This is a genomic window from Pseudoalteromonas sp. APC 3224 (assembly GCF_030407535.1).
Lineage (GTDB): Bacteria > Pseudomonadota > Gammaproteobacteria > Enterobacterales > Alteromonadaceae > Pseudoalteromonas.
In genome coordinates, this window is record NZ_JASDDF010000040.1 from 19,250 (window position 1) to 41,242 (window position 21,993).

Annotated in this window: 16 protein-coding genes; 10 read left to right on the forward strand and 6 right to left on the reverse strand. The window is 40.4% G+C overall.

Annotated features, from left to right (window positions below; translation table 11 throughout):
* Positions 1–8 precede the first annotated feature (8 nt).
* From QL989_RS16705 to QL989_RS16715, 3 genes are all read left to right on the forward strand, one after another.
* Positions 9–707, forward strand: coding sequence for a CoA transferase subunit A (locus QL989_RS16705; RefSeq protein WP_008114703.1), 699 nt, complete (start codon positions 9–11; stop codon positions 705–707).
* A gap of 15 nt (positions 708–722) precedes the next feature.
* The gene (locus QL989_RS16710) at positions 723–1,379 is read left to right on the forward strand and encodes a 3-oxoacid CoA-transferase subunit B (protein WP_008114705.1); all 657 of its coding nucleotides are present in this window, start codon (positions 723–725) and stop codon (positions 1,377–1,379) included.
* A gap of 247 nt (positions 1,380–1,626) precedes the next feature.
* Entirely contained in the window at positions 1,627–2,505 is an 879-nt protein-coding gene (locus tag QL989_RS16715) for a LysR family transcriptional regulator (RefSeq protein ID WP_010389946.1), read from the forward strand.
* Between the two features lie 648 nt (positions 2,506–3,153).
* On the opposite strand, the gene msrA is transcribed toward QL989_RS16715, so the two are convergent.
* On the reverse strand, positions 3,154–4,461 hold the full coding sequence (gene msrA / locus QL989_RS16720) for a peptide-methionine (S)-S-oxide reductase MsrA (RefSeq protein ID WP_290171293.1): 1,308 nt from the start codon (positions 4,459–4,461) through the stop codon (positions 3,154–3,156).
* A gap of 490 nt (positions 4,462–4,951) precedes the next feature.
* Between msrA and pxpB the strand changes: the two genes are divergently transcribed.
* From pxpB to QL989_RS16740, 4 genes are all read left to right on the forward strand, one after another.
* Complete coding sequence (gene pxpB / locus QL989_RS16725) at positions 4,952–5,611, forward strand: 5-oxoprolinase subunit PxpB (RefSeq protein ID WP_138569624.1); 660 nt, start codon at positions 4,952–4,954, stop codon at positions 5,609–5,611.
* Positions 5,604–6,542: a biotin-dependent carboxyltransferase family protein gene (locus QL989_RS16730; protein WP_290171296.1), complete on the forward strand. Its 939-nt coding sequence runs from the start codon at positions 5,604–5,606 to the stop codon at positions 6,540–6,542. The genes pxpB and QL989_RS16730 overlap by 8 nt, the downstream gene beginning before the upstream one ends.
* 320 nt (positions 6,543–6,862) lie before the next feature.
* Positions 6,863–8,530, forward strand: coding sequence for an asparagine synthase B (gene asnB, locus QL989_RS16735; RefSeq protein ID WP_290171298.1), 1,668 nt, complete (start codon positions 6,863–6,865; stop codon positions 8,528–8,530).
* Positions 8,531–9,307: 777 nt separating this feature from the next.
* Positions 9,308–10,888 (forward strand): BCCT family transporter, encoded by a 1,581-nt coding sequence (locus QL989_RS16740; RefSeq protein ID WP_010389940.1) that lies wholly within the window; start codon positions 9,308–9,310, stop codon positions 10,886–10,888.
* A gap of 77 nt (positions 10,889–10,965) precedes the next feature.
* Here QL989_RS16740 and QL989_RS16745 read toward each other — a convergent pair whose 3' ends face one another.
* From QL989_RS16745 to QL989_RS16760, 4 genes are all read right to left on the reverse strand, one after another.
* The gene (locus QL989_RS16745) at positions 10,966–11,667 is read right to left on the reverse strand and encodes a 3'-5' exonuclease (RefSeq protein WP_290171299.1); all 702 of its coding nucleotides are present in this window, start codon (positions 11,665–11,667) and stop codon (positions 10,966–10,968) included.
* 3 nt (positions 11,668–11,670) lie between these two features.
* Positions 11,671–13,566 carry a DUF294 nucleotidyltransferase-like domain-containing protein gene (locus QL989_RS16750; RefSeq protein ID WP_290171301.1) on the reverse strand — a complete coding sequence of 632 codons (1,896 nt, stop codon included), beginning with the start codon at positions 13,564–13,566 and terminating at the stop codon, positions 11,671–11,673.
* Positions 13,567–13,659: 93 nt separating this feature from the next.
* Entirely contained in the window at positions 13,660–16,743 is a 3,084-nt protein-coding gene (locus QL989_RS16755; RefSeq protein WP_290171302.1) for an efflux RND transporter permease subunit, read from the reverse strand.
* Positions 16,744–16,745: 2 nt separating this feature from the next.
* Positions 16,746–17,741, reverse strand: coding sequence for an efflux RND transporter periplasmic adaptor subunit (locus tag QL989_RS16760; RefSeq protein WP_290171306.1), 996 nt, complete (start codon positions 17,739–17,741; stop codon positions 16,746–16,748).
* A 242-nt stretch (positions 17,742–17,983) separates the two neighbouring features.
* On the opposite strand from QL989_RS16760, the gene QL989_RS16765 reads away from it, so the two are divergent.
* Positions 17,984–18,412, forward strand: a complete 429-nt coding sequence (locus QL989_RS16765) for a hypothetical protein (RefSeq protein WP_138608476.1) — start codon at positions 17,984–17,986, stop codon at positions 18,410–18,412.
* A 127-nt stretch (positions 18,413–18,539) separates the two neighbouring features.
* On the opposite strand, the gene QL989_RS16770 is transcribed toward QL989_RS16765, so the two are convergent.
* Positions 18,540–19,547: a rhodanese-related sulfurtransferase gene (locus tag QL989_RS16770; protein ID WP_290171304.1), complete on the reverse strand. Its 1,008-nt coding sequence runs from the start codon at positions 19,545–19,547 to the stop codon at positions 18,540–18,542.
* Positions 19,548–19,751: 204 nt separating this feature from the next.
* Between QL989_RS16770 and QL989_RS16775 the strand changes: the two genes are divergently transcribed.
* Positions 19,752–21,074, forward strand: coding sequence for a DEAD/DEAH box helicase (locus tag QL989_RS16775; RefSeq protein ID WP_290171305.1), 1,323 nt, complete (start codon positions 19,752–19,754; stop codon positions 21,072–21,074).
* Positions 21,075–21,076: 2 nt separating this feature from the next.
* Positions 21,077–21,907, forward strand: coding sequence for a S1-like domain-containing RNA-binding protein (locus QL989_RS16780; protein WP_010389931.1), 831 nt, complete (start codon positions 21,077–21,079; stop codon positions 21,905–21,907).
* The last annotated feature ends 86 nt before the right edge of the window (positions 21,908–21,993 follow it).

Here is a 21,993-nt window from a genome sequence, read left to right on the forward strand (position 1 = left end):
AGTGACTCATGGCCGGTTTTGATAAAGTAGTTTCTAGTTATGAAGCTGCAATGGAAGGTTTAAAAGACGGCGATACAATAATAGCTGGTGGTTTTGGCTTATGTGGTATCCCTGAGGGGCTAATTGCCCAAATTAAAAAAATGCAAACTAAAGAATTAACCGTTGTTTCCAATAACTGTGGTGTTGATGACTTTGGTTTAGGGCTGTTACTGCACGACAAGCAAATTAAAAAAGTAGTCGCCTCATACGTTGGTGAAAATGCCTTGTTTGAACAGCAGCTACTCAGTGGCGAGATTGATGTAGAACTTACACCACAAGGTACTCTTGCTGAAAAAATGCGTGCTGGTGGTGCAGGAATACCTGCTTTTTACACAGCCACAGGTTACGGCACACCGGTTGCTGAGGGTAAAGAAGTAAAAGAGTTTAATGGTCGCCCTTATATTTTAGAAGAGTCAATTACCGGTGAATTCGCTATTGTAAAAGCATGGAAAGCGGATCGCTACGGCAACTTAGTATTTCGTCATACAGCCATGAACTTCAATCCAATGGCGGCTACTGCGGGTAAAATTACCGTTGCAGAAGTAGAGGAAATTGTTGAGCCAGGCGAACTTGAGCCAAGCCAAATACATACGCCAGGAATTTTTGTTAACCGCGTTATAAAAGGTAACTTTGAAAAACGCATTGAACGTGTTACCACACGAGATTAAGCAGGAGCACTAACAATGGCATTATCACGTGAACAAGTCGCAATGCGCGTAGCTCAAGAGTTACAAGATGGGTTTTATGTTAATTTGGGCATTGGTATTCCGACACTCGTCGCAAACTATGTACCCGATGGCATAGAAGTTATGCTACAGTCCGAAAATGGTCTTTTAGGCATGGGCGAATACCCTACTAAAGCCACTGTTGATGCGGATATGATCAACGCGGGTAAAGAAACCGTGACGGCAGCTACCGGTGCAGCTATATTTAATAGTGCAGATAGTTTTGCCATGATACGGGGTGGTCATGTAGACTTAACCGTTCTGGGCGCGTTTGAGGTAGACCAAAACGGTTCTATAGCCTCATGGATGATCCCTAAAAAATTAATTAAAGGCATGGGCGGAGCGATGGATTTAGTCGCAGGTGCAAAAAACATTATTGTTACCATGACCCATGCCAGTAAACACGGCGACTCTAAGTTATTAGAAAGCTGTACGTTACCGCTAACGGGCGTTAACTGTGTTAAAAAAATAGTTACTGATTTAGCCGTTCTAGAAGTAAAAGACGGCGCATTTCATTTACTAGAACGCGCACCAGGCGTATCAGTTGATGAAATTATTAGCAAAACGGCAGGTAAATTGCTTGTTAATGGTGATATTCCTGAGATGGTGTTTTAAACCACTCATAATTTCACTCTGTACCGACCTCATTCCCAGTGCCAATGGCGCTGAGTTACCCAAAATCCCTCGTAAGAGGGATTTTTTTTGTCTATATTTTAGTTTTTGCACTATAGTGACAATTTAACGCACCACTTAGGTGAATTCGACCTAATAAAATAAATAAATTGCTGATATAGTTAGTTTTTATTTTTGGTTTAATTATTGCCTATTACTAGGCGATTGAAATAACTTTATACTGGATACCATGCAAACACCTATTCGCGGCCTTCGCTCTTTTTGTTTTGCCGCAAAAAGCTTAAGTTTTAAACATGCTGCTAAAGAGCTTTACTTAACGCCCTCGGCTGTAAGCCACCAAATTAAACAGCTAGAAGAGCAGCTAGGCATTGATTTATTTCAAAGACAAACTCGATCTATTAGTTTAACGCCTGCAGGTAAAAACTTTTTTGAAGCAATTTATCCAATTATAAATATGCTAGAGAGTACCATTAATGAATTTAGTCAGTTACAACAAAATGTAAACTTAACCATTACCCTGCCCGAATTTTTTGCCAGTGAATTGTTAATGCCTAAGCTCAGTGAATGGACCAGCGAGCACCCTAACATTAATTTACACATGGATACCCTTAAAACTCGAAAGGAATTAACCCGCCAGAGTGATTTATCAATAATTTTATCTTCAAGTAAACCACTTGATGGACTGGCTACCGAGTTATTTAATTTAGAATATATTCCAGCGTGTAATAAAAAACTGCTTGAACAATGGCAAAACGATCATTGTCAGGCACTTAACCAAGTACCCCTTATTGTGCATAAAGCAAGGCCTTGGGCTTGGCATCAGTGGGCAGAAAAAGTTGGGATTGATGACTTTTCACCAACACAAATTATTCAAATAGATAGTATGTTTGGTGTAGCAAGGGCGGCGCAACAAGGAATGGGCATTGCACTTATTCCTCTGCCAATTAGCCAAAGCTGGCTGGATGAGCAATGGCTTTATAAACTATTTGAACAACCCCTTACCACCAAAGATAAATACTACTTGGTACAACATGGCTCTAGTACGGCAAACCACCCGCTCGATTTGTTTGCAAAATGGGTAATTAACACCTTCAGACAAACAAAATGACTATTAATTAAACGCCCTTTTATGGGCGTTTAATTATTTACGACCTTTTTAAAATATTTTTTCGTGTCACACGCAAACCTAAAAAATAAAATATAAACAGCATTATCAATAACTTGCACAACCTTCAATTAACTAAGTTTATAGATTAGATTTTTTCACTTATTAGTTTTGTTTTTATCGCTTGTCGAAATTGAGTAAAAGCTCTAAAGTTAACTCAACAAATCAGCAACGACCAAAAATAATAAAACGCGTTACTGAAACCAAATTTAATTAGTTTGTAACAACAAGCTAGTACAAAAGAATCTTTATTGTGTGTGAAGATGTTGTCAGTGTAAAAAACAGCTCAAGTTCGGTGGTGACTTAGCTTGGGTTGTTTTTATTTTACGCTTACACCCGCCAATAAATATAAGAATCTTTATTGTGTGTGAAGATGTTGTCAGTGTAAAAAGCAACTCAAGTCCGGTGGTGACTGAGCTTGAGTTGTTTTTATTTACATTCACATCAGCAACAATAATTCAGCATTAGTTTTTACTAATACAACCCCCCGAATCTTTATTGTGTGTGAAGATGTTGTCAATTGAAATGCAGCGACCTTTTTTAAGTATCGCTGCTTTTTTTTGCTTAAAATTTGCCTATTTGCTAATTAGCTTAAACATCATCTGATCTGTTTATTTCATCGCGAGCAACAAATTCTAATACAGTGGCATTAATACAATATCTATCTTGACCATTTGGCCCTTCACCCGGGAATAAATGCCCTAAATGAATCCCGGTACTTTTAGATTTAAGCTCAATACGTTGCATTCCCCAACTGTTATCTTCATGCTGCGTTACGCTGTCTTTTACAGGGTGTGTAAACGACAACCAGCCAGTACCCGAATTAAATCTGTCGCGGGTATCAAACAAGGGTTCACCACTAAGTTTATCGATAAAAATGCCATCGGGGGTGTTTTTAAAAATAGCGTATTCTTTGCAATATGGGCTGTCGGTTTTAGCGTTAAACGCTACTTTATAAGCTTCACTGTCACCGAGTTTAAATGCACCTAGCGCTTTATAAAACAGCTCGGCATCCATATAACCTTGGCGAGAATACACTTCTACTCCATCTTCTAAAAATAGTATGGTGGGTGTAGCCCAAGTTGCACTTTTGATAGTTAAGCCGCTAAGCTGATCAGCATGGCGAAATGTCATTGGTATTGTGCCTTTGTAGTCATTGGCTACCACCGCTTTAAACTTTTCACAGTAAGGGCAGTAATCGCGAGAGTCTAAAATAACAATTTGTTTGCCAGTCAACAATGCAGTGTTATCAACCTGCTGCTTTTCGTCTTGACTAAAAACAACACCGGTTGAATGGTCTGGGCAATAACCGTTTGGATTTTTTTCAAGATAATTTTGATGATATTCTTCAGCAGAATAAAAGCGCTCAAGTGGCTTAATTTGTGTAGCAATTGTTCCATAACCTGCTTTGGTGAGTAACTGCTGATACTGCTGTGTTACCGCAAGCGCGGTGTTTGCTTGCTCGTCACTTGTAGTTAAAATAATAGAGCGATATTGTGTGCCTACATCATTACCTTGGCGATTTTTTTGAGTCGGATCGTGGCTTTCGTAATAATTTTTCAGCAGCTCTTTTGCCGAAATAATATTGCTATTAAATGTAACCTGCACCACTTCAGCGTAGTTATCTTCATCGAAACGACGCGATAGCTTAGTTATATTCCTGTAGGTTGGTTTAAACCCATGCCCATCGGCATAGCCCGACTCTGCATCGAGTACCCCATTTAGTGCTTCGTAACGTTTTTCTGCCCCCCAAAAACAGCCCGAGCCAAGCACTAGCTTTTCTACATGCATAGTGGCATCTAACTCACTGGATTTAGTTACCTCATCTGACGAGATAGCGCTCATCGTACTTAGTAATCCCAACATAGCAAATGTAGCTAATATTAACTCCTTAAACATACGATTACCTCTTAGTTTTAGTTACTCTAGGGTCTGTTGACCTTCCAAGGTTAAATTTGCAGCAGTCTGTTTGGTGTTTAGGCAAGGCAGAGCCTATGTGGTGTGGTTATTCCCCATAAATAGGCGATAACGCAGCATCAATGCCAAACAGGCGGTGCCCGAAGGGTTCTGCCTAGGAGCGATTTACCCTTTGTTGCCTACATGGATGTAGGTAAGGGGCGTGAGCAGGACGCGGAAGCTTTGCTCGGTTTTTACTTAGCCCACTAGGTTACAAACCTCGCGCCGCGATTAAACCGCCCCTAGTTTGAACAATTTTAATCCGCAAAGGTCAACAGACCCTAAAGCTGACCTGTGAACTCAACAATAAATTTCACACACAACAAAACTTTACGGATGAGAGAGTTTATTCGATCCGAGCTTGTCTATTAATATCGTAATAGTACAGCGACTGTGATAGCTTAAATGTAATTAATATTAATGAGTTATCGATATGAGCATGATTCCTAGTATAAAAATTTTAACGAACTCTAGCCTGCTTTTTGATGTTTCTCACTACAGCGAACCACACATACTTGCGACCCAAAAAAAGCTTTGGGCACTCGCCCAACACTGTAAAAACAGCAATGAATTTATCGATTTGGTACCAGCTATGAATTCGTTAACTTTGTATTTAAAGTCCTCAGAAATGCTTAATAAATGGTACAACACCTTAGCTAAGTTATGGGAGGAAGTAGATGATTATCCGTTTGATAGCCAGCACCACCAAATTAATACCTACTACCAAGGTGAAGATTTAGATTACGTAGCTAACTATCATCAACTCACAATTGATGAAGTGATTAACTTACATAGTAAAGAGTTATATCACGTTCTATTTTTAGGCTTTGTTCCCGGTTTCCCTTATTTACATGGGCTCAACTCACGGTTATTTACCCCAAGGCGCGATAACCCGCGAGTGAGTGTACCTAAAGGCGCTATTGCCATTGGAGCAGACCAAACAGGTATCTACCCTGAAGATTCGCCAGGTGGTTGGCATATTATTGCTCACACTGATGCCTGCTTATTTGATTCTAAAGCGGCTAATCCTTGCTTATTTAAACCTGGCGATACCATAGAGTTTGTGCCTGTAAAAGGAGTAAGCAATGATTAAAGTAATCAAGAGCGGTATTCAACTAACAATTCAAGATTTAGGCCGTGTGGGTTTTCGACATTTAGGGGTAAGCCGCTCAGGCAGCCTTGATACCTGTGCGCACATCATTGCAAACCGTTTATTAAATAACACCGACAACGCTGCCGTGCTGGAATTAACCGTGGGTTTATGCGAACTGCAATTTCAGTGTGATACCGTTATTGCCCTTCATGGAGCCGACCTCAAAGCAACCCTTGATGGACACCCGCTTTATCCAGGCTGGAGTTACCCAATAAAAGCAATGCAAACACTTAAATTTGCAACTGGCCGTGGTGGTTCACGAGCCTACATCGCGGTAAAAGGCGGTATTGAATGCCCAGAGGTTATGGGTTCTAAATCTACCGATTTAGGGGCAGCCATTGGCGGCTTTAATGGCCGTGCACTGCAAAGCGGTGATGTGCTAGCCATAAGCCCTTATACTAAACCTTGGTTATGTAATAAGGGCGCCCTTACCCCACCTAAACGTAATATTATCCGTTTACATGTTGGTCCTCATTATGAGCTACTAACACCCGAGTGCATTAATGCTTTTTGTGATACCGCATTTACTATTAATCCAAATAGTAATCGTATGGGCGTACGCCTAGATCATAAAAATACGGCTGTTATGCAACACTCTCTTTCACTGCCCTCCGTAGCAGTCGCACCTGGGAGCATACAGCTTCCACCTGATGGCAATCCTATAGTGTTATTAAATGACGGGCAAACAACGGGGGGTTATCCTTTAATAGCGCATGTAATAGAAGCCGACTTACATCAGTTTGCACAATTTAGAACTGCCGACCCAATCACCTTTGAATTTGTATCACTTGAGCGAGCAAATGCTGCAAAAAATAAGCTCGATGCTCACCTAGCACAACTTAAGCTGAGTTTAAGCCGCTACTGGGATTAATTAATAGTGCACTCACGCTCACTCACTGAGTAACTCAACCGCTATTTATTTATTTTTCGCTTTGCACTTTCTTGGTGCAAGGCAAACTAATTGTTGCAATTTAATTTAACTTTAACGTAATTTTAAATTAAAAATTGTACATTGCATTTTAATCTCCTTGCCAATATCACCACATTGGTGCAACGCCAATCTATTTGGTGCATAAATTATTCTTATTATTTTAAAAAAGCCATGTGACTTAGGTATTTATTTCTGATAAAACAAGGTTAGTCTTTAGCAAACTCGCTATCGTAGGCACTTAATAGGAATGAGGAAAAATTATGTGTTCAATATTCGGCGTACTCGATATTAAATCGGATCCCAGCCAGTTACGCGCTCAGGCAATCGAAATGTCCAAACTGCTTCGCCACCGCGGGCCTGATTGGTCAGGGGTGTATTCATCAGACAAAGCAATTTTAGTGCACGAACGCTTAGCAATAGTCGGCGTATCAAGCGGTGCGCAACCATTATACAACCCAGAAAAAACGCATATTTTAGCGGTAAATGGCGAAATTTATAACCACAAAGAGCTTGCGGCTAATTTAGAAGTCGAGTTTGATTTTCAAACCCAGTCAGATTGTGAAATTATTTTAGCCCTGTATAAACAAAAAGGGCCTGCATTTTTAGATGACTTAAATGGTATTTTTGCCTTTTGTTTATATGATGAAGAGCAAGATGCTTATCTAATTGGTCGCGACCACATTGGTATTATTCCGCTGTATACAGGCCACGACGAGCATGGCAACTTTTATGTAGCATCAGAGCTAAAAGCGCTTTCACCTATTTGTAAACATATTGAGGAGTTCCCACCGGGGCATTTCCTTTACAGCAAAGACGGTAAATTAACACCGTACTACCAACGTGATTGGCAAAGCTACGACGCAGTTAAAAACAACGATGCCAAGGCAGAAGATGTAAAAGATGCTCTAGAAGCCGCGGTAAAACGCCAGCTTATGTGTGACGTACCTTACGGTGTATTACTATCAGGTGGGTTAGATTCGTCGGTTATTTCAGCTATAACTCAACATTTTGCTGCAAAACGTATTGAAGACAACGACGAAAGTGACGCTTGGTGGCCTAAACTGCACTCGTTTTCAGTGGGTTTAGAGGGCTCTCCCGATTTAGCAGCAGCGCAAAAAGTGGCTGATATGATAGGTACTATTCACCACCCTATTATTTTTACTATTCAACAAGGTATTGATGCTCTTAAAGAAGTGATTTATCACATTGAAACCTACGATGTAACCACTATTCGTGCATCAACCCCTATGTACTTAATGGCACGCCAAATTAAAGCTATGGGCATTAAAATGGTACTTTCAGGTGAAGGTGCCGATGAATTATTTGGTGGTTATTTATATTTTCATAAAGCACCCAATGCACAAGAGTTTCATGAAGAGCTAAACCGTAAAGTATCAAAACTGCATATGTTTGATTGTTTACGTGCTAATAAATCAATGGCTGCTTGGGGTGTTGAAGCACGCGTGCCATTTTTAGATAAAGAATTTGTTGATGTGGCAATGCGCATCAACCCAGAAGCTAAAATGTGTAAAGACGAAAAAATTGAAAAGCATATTTTACGTGCTGGGTTTGACGGCTACCTTCCAGATGACGTGCTATGGCGTCAAAAAGAACAATTCTCTGATGGTGTTGGCTACAGCTGGATTGATACTTTAAAAGAGTATGTGAATGAGCAAGTAACGGATCAAGAACTTGCGAATGCTAAATTTAAATACCCAATTAACACGCCAGATTCAAAAGAAGCGTATTTTTACCGTCGTATTTTTGAATCGCACTTCCCGGGCGATGCTTCTGCTAACTGTGTACCACATGGTAAATCAGTAGCATGTTCAACCCCCGAAGCACTGGCGTGGGATGCATCATTTCAAAACAATGCGGATCCATCTGGACGCGCCACAGGCGTTCACAATGAAGCATATAAAAAATAGTTACCCCCCTATCTACGCTGCAGCTTAAAAACTGCAGCTTTTCTTCGCTGTTTTAGTGAATAATTTCTTGAAATTTTATGGCACTAAGAGAAGTGAATGAAAAAGCTAAGCCATTCAATTTAATCATTTATGTTTAATCACTGTTGTTTGTCACTTCTCTACAAGCGCAGCGTTTCTTTGCCATTTTTGTAAATTAAATCTCAAAGGTGAGATAAACCTTTGACCAATTTAGTTTAAACAGTAAGATTTAGTCGCTTTTTATAAAAACTATTTCAATCTCGCTTTTTCATTAACCTCATGAACAATATCTATCTAACTCATTATCCCAAATCATAAAAACATAGTTAAAATGTCATTAATAAATCATTTAATAAATGAATAGTGATTTTAAAACGCTGACTTAGTTTTTTACGTATTCAATAGCGTTTTTTTAGTTATTTACTTGTCTGATTAGGCCGAATATTCATTCACTTAGCTTTGCATTCAATGCTATATACGACTATAAAATAATTAGCTGACACATTAGTTATCATTTGTTCAGCTGCCAGATATGTACAATAAAAAGACAAAAGCAGCTTAAAGTTTTGCCAAAGTGTTAATTCTTTTGCATTTAATATTTAACTCCCCTATTAGTAAAGGTATGATGGGCAATTAAATTAGTTAGTCTTCTAACTATTCGTGTTATTAGCTTTAGTTATAAATCTAATAAGACGAATACAGTGAACTATAAAAAACTGGCATTAAGCCAACCTGTTTCATTAACCAATGAGGTATTGCATGAGCGAGAATCATGACAAGTACAGTATTGATAATACGGACTACACCGTAGGTCAAGACAACGTACAAAAGTGGGGATTTGATATACATAACCCTGTATTCGGGATCAGTGCAGGGTTAATAGCACTTTTTTTAATCGCCGTACTAGTGTCAGATGCCGAAGTAGCTAAAACAACACTAAATGGTATCAAAACCGATATTATTAATAATTTTGACGGCTTATTTATGTGGGCTGCCAACTTCTTTGTTATTTTTTGTTTAGTTTTAATTTTTTCACCATATGGCAATATCCGCTTAGGCGGTGACGATGCTAAACCATCGCATTCTCGTATTTCTTGGCTGGCAATGTTATTTGCTGCAGGTATGGGTATTGGCTTAATGTTCTGGGGGGTTGCTGAACCAGTTGCATACTACACTGGTTGGTATGAAACGCCGCTCAATGTAACAGCTAACACACCAGAAGCCGCGAAAATGGCAATGGGTGCAACTATGTTCCATTGGGGTCTTCACCCTTGGGCAATTTATGCTGTAGTTGCGCTTTCGTTAGCATTTTTTACTTACAATAAAGGCTTACCGCTTTCTATTCGTTCGATTTTTTACCCAATTTTAGGTGATAAAGCGTGGGGGTGGCCTGGTCACATAATTGATATTTTAGCTGTATTAGCAACCTTATTTGGTTTAGCAACGTCACTTGGGCTAGGTGCACAACAAGCCTCTGCCGGTATTAATCATGTATTTGGTTTTGAAGGTGGCGTAGGTTCACAAATTCTGGTTATTACAGGTGTTACATTACTAGCAGTCGTCTCTGTTATTAGAGGCATTGATGGCGGCGTTAAATTACTTAGTAACGTCAATATGCTCATTGCTTTAGTACTACTAGTATTTGTATGTTTAGTTGGTTTTGCGGTCTCTATGGGTAATATCCCTAACACGGTAATGGGGTATGTAGAGAACATTATTCCATTGAGTAACCCACATGGCCGTGAAGATGAAACATGGATGCATGGTTGGACAGTATTCTACTGGGCTTGGTGGATTTCATGGTCACCGTTTGTAGGTATGTTTATTGCGCGTGTTTCGCGTGGTCGTACAATCCGTGAATTTTTAACCGCGGTATTACTTATTCCAACAGCGGTTACTATCCTGTGGATGTCTATCTATGGTGGCATCGCAATTGACCAAGTAGTTAATGGTATTGGTGCTCTTGGGACTGACGGTCTAACAAGTGTCCCTATGGCGATGTTCCAAATGCTTGATGAAATGCCAATGGCGAGTGTGCTTTCTTTCATTGCTATTGTATTAGTACTGGTATTCTTTATTACCTCTTCTGATTCAGGGTCACTTGTAATTGATTCAATCACAGCAGGTGGCAAAATTGATGCACCGGTACCACAGCGTATTTTTTGGGCTACTGTTGAGGGCGCAATTGCTGCTGCATTACTTTGGATTGGTGGTACTCAAGCGATTGAAGCACTACAAGCTGGGGCTATTTCAACCGGTCTACCGTTTACCATTGTTTTACTATTAATGTGTGTAAGCTTAATTTTAGGTTTACGAACTGAGCCTCGCCCAGTTAAATAACACCCTACATTAAAAAACGCCGCTAATTGCGGCGTTTTTTTTACTCTATTTTTCCTATAATATTTTATAACGTTTCGCTAAAGCCAAATTTCACTTAGTGGCGTATCTAACCGATAATGATAACTCAGCTGAGCTTGCAGTAATTCTGCGGTGGCTAAAGCGTCAGTCAGTGCATTATGGTTTTGATACAATGGCAAAGAATAACGCTCCCTTGTATCACTTAACCGTAATGAACCTAGTTTTGTATTAAATAGCCTACCTAGAAGCCCTTGACGCGCTCTAAGCGCTCGCCTTTCAATTTCCATAGTGTCGACAAGAGCAAATTCAATCCCTTCTTTTATACGTGTGAGCAGCGCATTATAAAAAAAGTGGCGCTCAATGGCGGCATAATGCACCACCACCACTTTCCCTTTAAGTGCATCAAGAAGTGGGGCTAAAATTCGATTGAGGTCGGGAGCTTCATCCACTTCTGAGTGGGTAATACCATGGATAACAATCGACTCTTCACTCAAATCTCGTCGTGGTTGTACTACCCAATGACGGCTCTTTTTACAGTAAATACGATTAACATTGAAAGGCACTAACCCCACACTAACGATGTCATCGGTATTAGCGTCCAGACCAGTTGTTTCAAAATCTAGCGCCACAAAAGGTACGTCTTTAAGTGGAGCAGTCTGATTGGTAAATGCCTGCTGGTAAAAGTCTTTAAGCAATGCGTTTTGCGTACTTTGCAAGAGCTGTTCGTAACGATGGGGCCAATCTAACGGTGATTTAGCCATAGCTTATTTCACACCTGAATGAGCAGAATAACTAAACTTTAAAAAGCTTTGCGCTTTTTCTAAAATCGCAAAAGCTTCTTTTAAATTACTTTGCTCAAATGGTGAGAGTAAATGCGGGTCTAAATCATTATCGGGCGCTTCCCCCTGCTCTATCTGCCATGCCTGATGGCGAATACGTACAGTGGCAATATATTCAAATGCATCACGCAAATCTTGTGCCTTGCCTTTAGGTAATAAGTTAGCCTCGATAATATCTTCTAATCGCTCAAACGAATTTTGTTTACGTGAACCGACCGCTAATGCATGAACGCGCACCACATCAGATAGCGGCGCTGTACCACGACGTTTTAAGTTCATTGAGCGCTTATGTTGGCCATTGTGCTCAAGTACAAAGCCGTTAAAAAATCCCAATGGTGGCGTTCGATTGCGAGCATTAGCAGCAAGGTTAGCTAAAAAGCGTTTATTTACTTTGCTTTCTTTTGCCACCAGCGTTTTAAGCTCATCTGCCCATTTTAGCTTGCCCCAAACGCCATCTAAGTCAAAAAATATCGAGCTATTGAGCAGTGCTTGCGGTTTGGGCTCGGCCATCCAGCTAGCAAATTTTTCTTGCCATTGTTCGCGGGTCATACGCCATTTTTTAAACGAGGCCATAATTTCACCATCACAATAGGTATAGCCACACTTAGCTAAACCATCACACACAAAGTCTGATAAGTTTTGAAAATACTCATCGTGCAATGCCTCATCGAAGCTATTATCTAAAATCAGTGCATTATCTTGATCGGTTACAATTAACTGCTCATCCCGCGCCATTGAGCCCAGCGCAATAAAACAATAAGGAATGGGCGGCTTGCCAAACTTTTCTTCAGCTAGCGCTAATAAGCGTTGTTTAAAGGTACGCCCTATTACTGCCATAGCCGTTCCTATCATATGCGAATTAGCATCTTCGTTTACCATACGTACAAACACGTTAGGGAGTTGGCGGGCATAATGAACTAAATCTTCCACTGATTGCTGCGCTAAAATACCCCGTACTAACAATAAGCTACTTTGTGACTCATAACGTAGAATATCGGATAGCGATATTACCCCTATTGGGCGTTTTTTATGTACCACAGGCAAGTGATGTAAGTTATCTCTGAGCATCGCTAAAACGGCTTCAAATACATAGGCATTACTATCGAGCAAGACTAAACTTGAGGTCATAACCTCTTGCGCAGGCGTATCAAACGTCAACCCTTGGGCAACAACTTTAGTTCGGATATCTCTATCTGTGATGATCCCGACAACTTGTCCGTCATCCTCTTCTGGGTCATCGCTTATTTGTTTTTCTATGTCAGTGACAAGTACTGAAGAGACCGATTCTTGTGTCATTAAAAACGCGACGTCTTGTATGGGAGTTTGCGTTGTAACCGTGACTACATCACGATGAAGTAATGATTTAACTTTGGCGGTGGTTAAGTCATTGCTGTCGGCTTGCTCTACTATCGCTTGGTGCAAGCGTACATTGCCATCCACTTCGAAAAAGTCAGCAAAGGTTTCGTATTTATCACAGTATTCGTTAAAAATATTAACGTTAATACAATACGTTAAGGTATCTTCAAGCGCACGAGCCGGAAACCGCACTTTGCGGTTCATTAATAAGCCCATTTGGCCAAAAATACCGCCTGTAGCTAAACGGTTATAGAGCTCGCCATTACGACGTGAAATCTCAACAGAGCCACTGCGAATAATATACAAGTCACTAATATCTTGCCCTAAATGTAGAATATCAGTTTCGGCACGAAAGTAAGCAACCTCTATTTGCATTGCTAATTCATTCAGTGCCTCTGTAGGAAGCGTATCAAATGGGGGGTGTTCAACTAAAAACTGGGCTATTTCAACTTGCTCGGCCTGCATAGGGAATCCTTGTGGCGTGAATCTAGTTGAATTGTGAGCCTAATTGGCTATTTTTTCAAAGAAAAATAGCCAATTTAAGTAAATAGTTAGCGATTAATTATCTACTTGCTCTAACTCCTGCGCTAATTGTTTTGACTCATCACCACGAGGGCTGGTAAAACGTGCAAGTCCTAAATAAATCACCGGTGTTAAATAAAGCGTAAACAATACAGCTAAGGCTAAGCCACCAAACACCACCCAGCCAATCGCGTTACGCGCCTCAGCGCCAGCACCTGTAGACATAATCAACGGTAATGCGCCCAATAAAGTAGAGATCAAAGTCATAGTTATAGGACGTAAGCGTACCAGCGCTGCTTGCTCCACCGCTTTACGTACAGCTAAACCCTGATCTCTTAATTGATCAGCAAACTCAACCAATAAAATCGCATTTTTGGCGATTAAACCAATTAACATTACCAGACCAATTTGCGAATAAATATTAAGTGATGTACCGGTTAAATATAGCGCTAAAATTGCGGATGTAATACCAAAAGGGACGGTGATCATTACTACAATGGCGCTATTAACATTTTCAAATTGTGCCGCCAAAACTAAAAACACAATTAAAAAGGCTAACACGTAAGTCATTAGCACTTCATTTGAAGTTTCTTCAAAAGTGAGTGCCTCGCCTTTGAACGCTAAAGTAATACCTGCTGGTAATGATTGCTCAGACACTTGTTTTATTTGCTCTACCAGTGTGGCAATAGTTAAACCTTCGGGTAATTCCATGCTTAATTCTATGGCACGTCGCTGAGCATGGCGCTCAAGCTCCGCAGCAACGCCCTCTTCTGTAATATTTGCCACACTACTGAGTGGTACTAATTGATTATCGCGGGCGCTTACATATAAATTTGCTAAATCACTTGGGTCGTTAATGGTTTGATTTTGAGCCTGTAACATAATAGGTATTGATTGATCGCCGATGTTTAAATCAGCTATATCGTCGCCATTAATAGCAGCTCTTAAAGTAATGGCAATATCGCTTAACGATACACCGAGTTCTTCTGCGCGTCGTCTGTCTATATTAACGCGAAGTTGTGGTTGCGATGGTTGATACGATACGCGAACCGGTGCAACTTCAGGTACTGCTTTTTCAAGATCTGCTGAAAACTGCTGGGCAGCCTTAAATATTTCAAGATAATCTTGGCCCAGTAAAGCAACTTCAATACCGCCACCTTGGCCACGTAAATTTAAACTATTAGCGCCTCCTGCGTATGCGGGTGCTCCAGGAATATTCATTAAAGGCTGACGGATTTTATTGATGATTTCTTGTTGACTAAAATTACGTTCATCCCAGTGCTTTAAAGGCACAGTAATGAAGACAATATTAGGATCCCACTGACCAACAACCGTGTAAATAGACTCTATTTCACCGCTTTCGACGAAAGGCAGCAAAGTGTCTTCCATTTTAATGGCTTGCCTGTCCATAAAGTTCAAGCCTACACCATCTGGCCCACGAGCAAATATTCTAATTTTACCGCGATCTTCTGTTGGTAATAGCTCGTTATCTAAGCTCATATACAACGCACCTGAACCACCAGCCACTAATAAACAAGCAATAAAGGTAAGCCACGCATGATCGAGTACTTTATGAATTGTTTTGGTATATAAATTAGCAAGTACGTTACCAAGCTTAGCAAATGGATGAAAACCGCCTTGCTTAAGCTTTAGCTTAGAGGTAAGTGCCGGCACTAACGATAACGCAACAAAGCTTGATATGATCACAGCACCGGCAAGAACACCGCCAAACTCTCTGAATAAACGCCCTGCTGTAGAGGGTAAAAAAGCGATGGGAACAAACACAGCTGCTAACACTGCCGTGGTGGCTATAACGGCAAAAAATACTTCACGGGTGCCAACAACCGCTGCGGCACGCCTGCCTAGCCCTAATCCACGTTGGCGTTGAATGTTTTCACTCACTACAATCGCATCATCAACGATTAAACCTGTAGCAAGTACCAATGCGAGTAAGGTTAAAATATTAATGGAAAAACCCAGTGCCCATATCAGTGCTAACGAGCCAATCAAAGCAACCGGAATGGCAAATGCGGGCACTAAGGTTGCGCGCCAAGAACCAATAAACACCCATAAAGTGATGATAACTAGCAGCACTGTCAGCACTAATGAGTTAATCACTTCATCCACTGAACTTCTAATAAATTGTGCATCATCTGATGTTAAGGTAAATTCCATCTCAGGAAAGCGTTCACGCATTCCCTCTATAAGCTTTAGAACTTCATCTGATATTTCTATGGTGTTAGATTGTGCTTGGCGGATAATTTCCATACCAATAACGGGTTTACCATTAAGTCTTACCATAGAGCGCGGATCGGCTGGGCCAAAATATACCGCGGCGATATCGCTAATACGGGTATCACCACGAATGATAATATCACCTACTTGATCTGGTGTTACCGAGGTAGCATCAGCACGAACAATAATTTGCTGATCGTTTGATTTTAAACTTCCTGCTGGCACATCAAAGGGAGCTTGCCTGAGCACGTCAGCAACATCGGGAATAGTTAAATTGAAGCTGCTGAGCTTAAGCGGATCGATACGTACTCTAAGCACTCGCTCTCTATCACCGTTTAAGCGCACATCAGCAACACCGGGAATAGTTAAAAACTGTGGCGCTAAATCAACATCAACCCGCTCGGTTAATGCCTCTAAAGAAAAACTCTCACTTGATACGGTGAGTGATACAACCGCCTCAGCATCGTTATCGGCTTTTATGATAGATACACGCTCAACTTCTTCTGGGAGCTCTCTTTGCACTCGCGAAACTGACTCGCGTGTTTCATTAGCGGCATCATCCAGATTAACACCAGGTCTAAATTCAACCACAATACGTGAGCTGCCTTCTTCACTTTGTGCACGAATAGATTTAACTCCACTCACACGGGCAACAGCCCCTTCAAGTTTGCTGGTGACTTCAGTATCGACGGTTTCCGGGGAACCACCTGGAAACGAAGCTGATACCGTAATACGCGGCCTATCTACATCAGGAAGCTCGCGTACTTCTACGCCAGCTATTGCGGCGATACCGGCAATAATAATGAGTAGATTAAGTACCACAATAAGTACAGGGCGGCGAATTGCCATAGACGGCAAGTCTTGCATCATAGGTTGCTGTTTCATGGCTACTCCTGCGAACTAGCGATAGGTGCAGAAAAGCTTAATTCTTGATTGGCTCGCAAGCGCTGAACGCCTTCAACAACTAACGTATTGTTTGGCTGTAATGCCCCTGATACGAGTAAGCGCCCAGCCAAGCGTTGCTCTATTTTTACATCAACCCGGGTAGCTTTGTTATCTACACTCGTCCACACATATGGACCCGTTGCGCCCCACAGTAGTGCTGCTTCAGGAATAGCGGCAAAGCGTTGACCTAATACTTTTATATGTACTCGAAAACTCATACCCGGTAAGAATTGTTGATCTTTGTTATTTAACTTTGCTTTGACTCGTAAGGTGCGAGTTTGTGGGTCTATACGTGAGTCTAAATAGGCTATTTCTGCCTCAACAGGCGCTTGCGATTGCCATGGGAACACGCGTACGCTAGCATTATTTCTGAGCATCGCAATTGCTGATTCAGGCGCGTTAAAATTAATGTATAACTGGCGGGTATCATCGATGCTGGCAATCATTGTTTGTGTTGTTATTCTGTCACCCACTTCAACGTCAGTCAGTCCCATAGTGCCACTAAAAGGGGCTCGAACTTGACGATCTTCTAATTCAGTTTCGGCTTGTATGAGAGTAACTTTAGCAAGCTCTACAATGGTTTTTGCATCGTCTACATCACTTTGTGGCACAGCACCCTTAGCTTGGCTTTGTTTTAAACGTTTTAAAGTTCGCTGACTATCTGCTAATTTTATTTTAGCCTCTTCAAGAGCCGCTTTTTGCCTACGTGAATCTAGCTCAAGTAAAATATCACCTTCTTTAACCTTATCGCCAGGTTTAAAATGAACCGCTGCTACTTTATCCCCTACGGCAGGATATAAAATAACAGAATGGATAGCTTCAGCGTTACCAACAGCCTGAACTTGCTGTTGTGCTTGTTCCATAGCGATATTTTCAACGACCACGGTAGCACTAATTACTGGCAAACTAACCGATAAGAATATGGCCGTTATGCCCATTAAGAAATTTTGCGACTTCAAAGCAACACCCTAATTAATTATTATTTCCATTATGTTACGCAGTTTAACACCTCTATGATCAATAAATAGCTTAGTACGACAAATTAGCAAAACAACGCGCTGAAATTAAACATCCAGGTATTTTCTACATATTCTTACACCAGCCTACAAAATCACCACATATTTTATGCGTATTTAACATTAAGATTTAGTCATTAGAGTGAACATACAAAGGAGAGTTTATGAAAAAAAGTATCATTATGGTTTTACTGCTTAGTGGCTGTGCATCACAAGGGGTTGACCGGACAAGTCAAAATCAATTAATTAAACGCTATTATGCATCTGTTAACTCAGAGCAAAAAGTGACACTTTCCTCAGAAGTAGGAACGGGAATAGCTGCTGGAGCGGGTTTTGGCTTTGTTGATAGCCTTGATGGCAACACCGAAGAAATGATCGGTGGCGCTATTGTGGGCGGTTTAGTTGGAGGGCTATTTACCGCCTTATTTGAGGGAGGTAATACGGCTTATCAGTATAACTTATACGCTGTTAATGAAGGTGAATTTACCGTTATTCAAAAGAAAAAACTCGATAAAAACACAAAATGTGTTCTTGTTAACTCAGCTAATAAAATTACACTTACGCCGATAGATAATAGTTATTGTATTCGTTGATTAAGCTCAAAGTGAGTATCAAAGCTTTAAGCTGCTAAGCTATGTAAGCTCGCTATTTATAAATTACTTTTAAATAAAAACCTCAGTGTTTACTGAGGTTTTTTAATGAATAAATAAACGTGTGGTGTTATTTATTTCGTTGTGCGTCTTTTTGCGCTTTTTTTGCTTCTTTACGTTGTTGTAAAGCAGCTTGAGCTTCGTTACCAATATGACCTTCACCGCGTGCTTGTGCCAATTCTATTTGCTTTTGACGCTCAGCAAAACGAGCGCGTTGCTCGTCGGTCACATCATCAATACAATGATGACACGACACCCCTTCCATATATTCAGGCTTTTGCTTTTCTTCTTCTGTGATAGGCATTCGACATGCGTGACACTGATCATATGAGCCTTTTTGTAGGTCATGATTTACCGCTACACGGTTATCAAATACAAAACACTCGCCTTCCCATAGCGTTTCTTCTTTAGGTACTTCTTCTAGGTATTTTAATATGCCGCCTTCAAGGTGGTATACCTCATCAAAGCCCTGCTCTTTCATATAAGCTGTTGATTTTTCGCAGCGAATACCACCAGTACAAAACATAGCTACTTTTTTATGCTTTTCTGGGTCGAGATTTTCTTTGGCCCACTGTGGAAATTCGCGGAACGTCTTCGTGTTTGGATCGACTGCGTTTTGAAATGTACCAATTTCAATTTCGTAATCATTTCGGGTATCAACAAGGATAACCTCTGGATCAGAAATTAGGGCATTCCATTCATTCGGCTTAACATAACTGCCCACTACTTTTAATGGGTCAACGCCTTCAACGCCCATAGTTACGATTTCTTTTTTAAGTTTTACTTTAGTGCGGTAAAACGGGCATTCGTCATCATATGATTCTTTAGTAACAATATTGTCTAAATTAGGCTGGGTGTCTAACCACGCCAGTAAGTTATCTATGCCTTCACGTTTTGCGGAGACAGTCCCGTTAATTCCTTCTGCGGCAATTAACAAAGTACCTCGCACGTCATTTTGCTCCATTACATTAAGTAAAGGTTGGCGAAGTGCTTCAAAGTTAGGTAAAGAAACAAATTTATATAATGCACACACAACAAAGTGTTCGCTGGTTACATTATCTTTATGGATAGCAGTCATGGTTTTCCTATTTTGCTTTTTAAACCCGCAAGGGGCGTTTACCGAATCGTAAATCCGGCGCATATGGGGCGCGTATTTTACGCTTTTTTTATTTAAATGCAAAAAAATGGATGATAATGCGCTTTTTACTGTTAGCGCAGTGGCTCAGTGGGCTATAATGCGCGGATAAATTTACAAGACTTGCTCATATTGGAGAAATATACATTGCACTTTACTGATCTTGGGATTGATACTCGCCTAGAAACACAATTAGCGCACCAAGGGATCACCCAGCCTACCGATATTCAAGCTCATGCTGTGCCAACGGCACTCGCTGGACATGACATTTTCGCTCAGTCAAAAACTGGGTCAGGCAAAACTTTAGCGTTTTTATTACCTGCTGTGCAGCGAGTAATGAAACAAAAAGCACTCAGTAAACGTGATCCTCGTGTACTTATTGTTGCTCCAACTCGTGAGCTTGCAACCCAAGTGTTCACCCAACTACGATTACTTATTGCCGGTACCAATATTAAGGCAGTTAAAATTCTCGGTGGTGAAAACTTTAACGACCAAATTAAAGCACTGCGCAACGACCCACATTTTGTGGTTGCTACACCAGGGCGTTTAGCCGATCACTTAAAACAACGCTCTTTACAGTTAAGTGGCTTAGAGCTACTTATATTTGATGAAGCTGACCGTATTTTGGATTTAGGTTTCACAGAGCAGCTTAAGTTAATTAATGAACTGGCAGATCACCGATTACGCCAGACCCTATTGTTTTCAGCGACATTAGATCATGCTCAAGTTGATGCCCTTTCGCGTAATTTATTAAAAAAACCAAAACAAATTATGCTCAGTGCAGCCAATGAGCAACATAGTGATATTAAACAAACATTATATTTAGCTGATCATCTTGATCATAAAGAAGCGCTACTTGAGCATTTTCTTAATCAAGATAATGTAGGGCAATGTATTATATTTACCGCAACACGTGCTGATACCAGTCGCTTAAGCGAGGCATTAAATAGTAAAGGCTTTAAGTCTGTCGCACTAGCCGGGGATTTAACTCAAAGTAAGCGCCTTGACATCATGGATGCGTTTAGCCGTGAGAACTTTAAAATATTAATTACTACTGATGTTGCATCTCGCGGTTTAGATTTACTCAGTGTGACCCATGTTATTAATTTTGATCTACCAAAACACGCTGAAGAATACGTTCACCGTATTGGTCGCACAGGCCGAGCTGGTTTTAAAGGCAACGCGCTATCATTTGTTGGTCCTAAAGATTGGGCAAGTTACTTAGCAATAAAGTCATTTTTAAATGACGAATTGTCGTTTGCGGTGGTTGATGGTTTAAAAGCGAAATTTAAAGGCATCAAAGAGAAAAAGGTTACGCCAGTTAAACCAATTAAAAAGGTAGTGGCTGATAAAAAACCACATCAAAAACGCAAAGCGAAACCGAAAAAACCAGTAGCCCCAATTAAAGCACCACTTAACATCGATGGTGATACCCCTATGCGTCGTAAAAAAAAGCCTGAGCAGGAATAATTATGAGTTACCTTGGAACTACCCAAACCTTATTTGTAAAAGAAGTCAGTAATGAAGGTGCCTATTTAGATGGCCATGACTTAGGTGAAGTATTTTTACCTAAACACGAGATTAAACATGAACTTGAAGCTGGCGATAGCATCAGCGTTTTTACCTTTTTAGATAACGCAAACCTGCCAACAGCAACAACTAAAAAACCACACGCACAAGTCGGTGAATATGCCCTACTGCGCGTTAAAGAAATAAACAGCATTGGTGCTTTTTTAGATTGGGGTTTAGAAAAAGACGTGCTTGCACCGTTTAATGAACAAAAACCGCGTATGCAAGAAGGTTACTCGTATTTAGTCCGTTTATACCTAGATAATGCCAGTCAGCGAATTTGTGCTTCAACCAACTTTAATCGCTTTTTATCAAAAGACGAGCCGCAATATAGCCACTTGCAAGAAGTCGATTTAATTGTGGCAGGTAAAACCGATATCGGCTACAAAGTACTTATTGAAGAGTCTCATTTTGGTGTTGTATTTTACAACATGGTATTTAAAAACCTATTTGTTGGTCAAAAGCTCAAAGGGTTTATTCAAAAAGTGCGTGAAGACGGAAAAATTGACGTTATACTTGAAAAGCCAGGTATGGGTAAAGTCAGTGAACTTGGCGAAAAAATTATGGAAAAACTAAAAGATGAAGGTGGCATCTTAGCCATAGGCGATAAATCTGAACCTGAATTAATTAAAAAAGTTTTCTCGACCAGTAAAGCAAACTACAAAAAAGCCATTGGTGGGTTATTTAAACAAGGCTTAATTGATATTGAAGCTAAGTCTATTCGTTTAAAATAATTCTATAAAAAAGCCACCTAGGTATAAACCTAGGTGGCTTTTTCGTATTTAAAATTTATAACTTAATGTTTTTGTAAGGTAAGGTA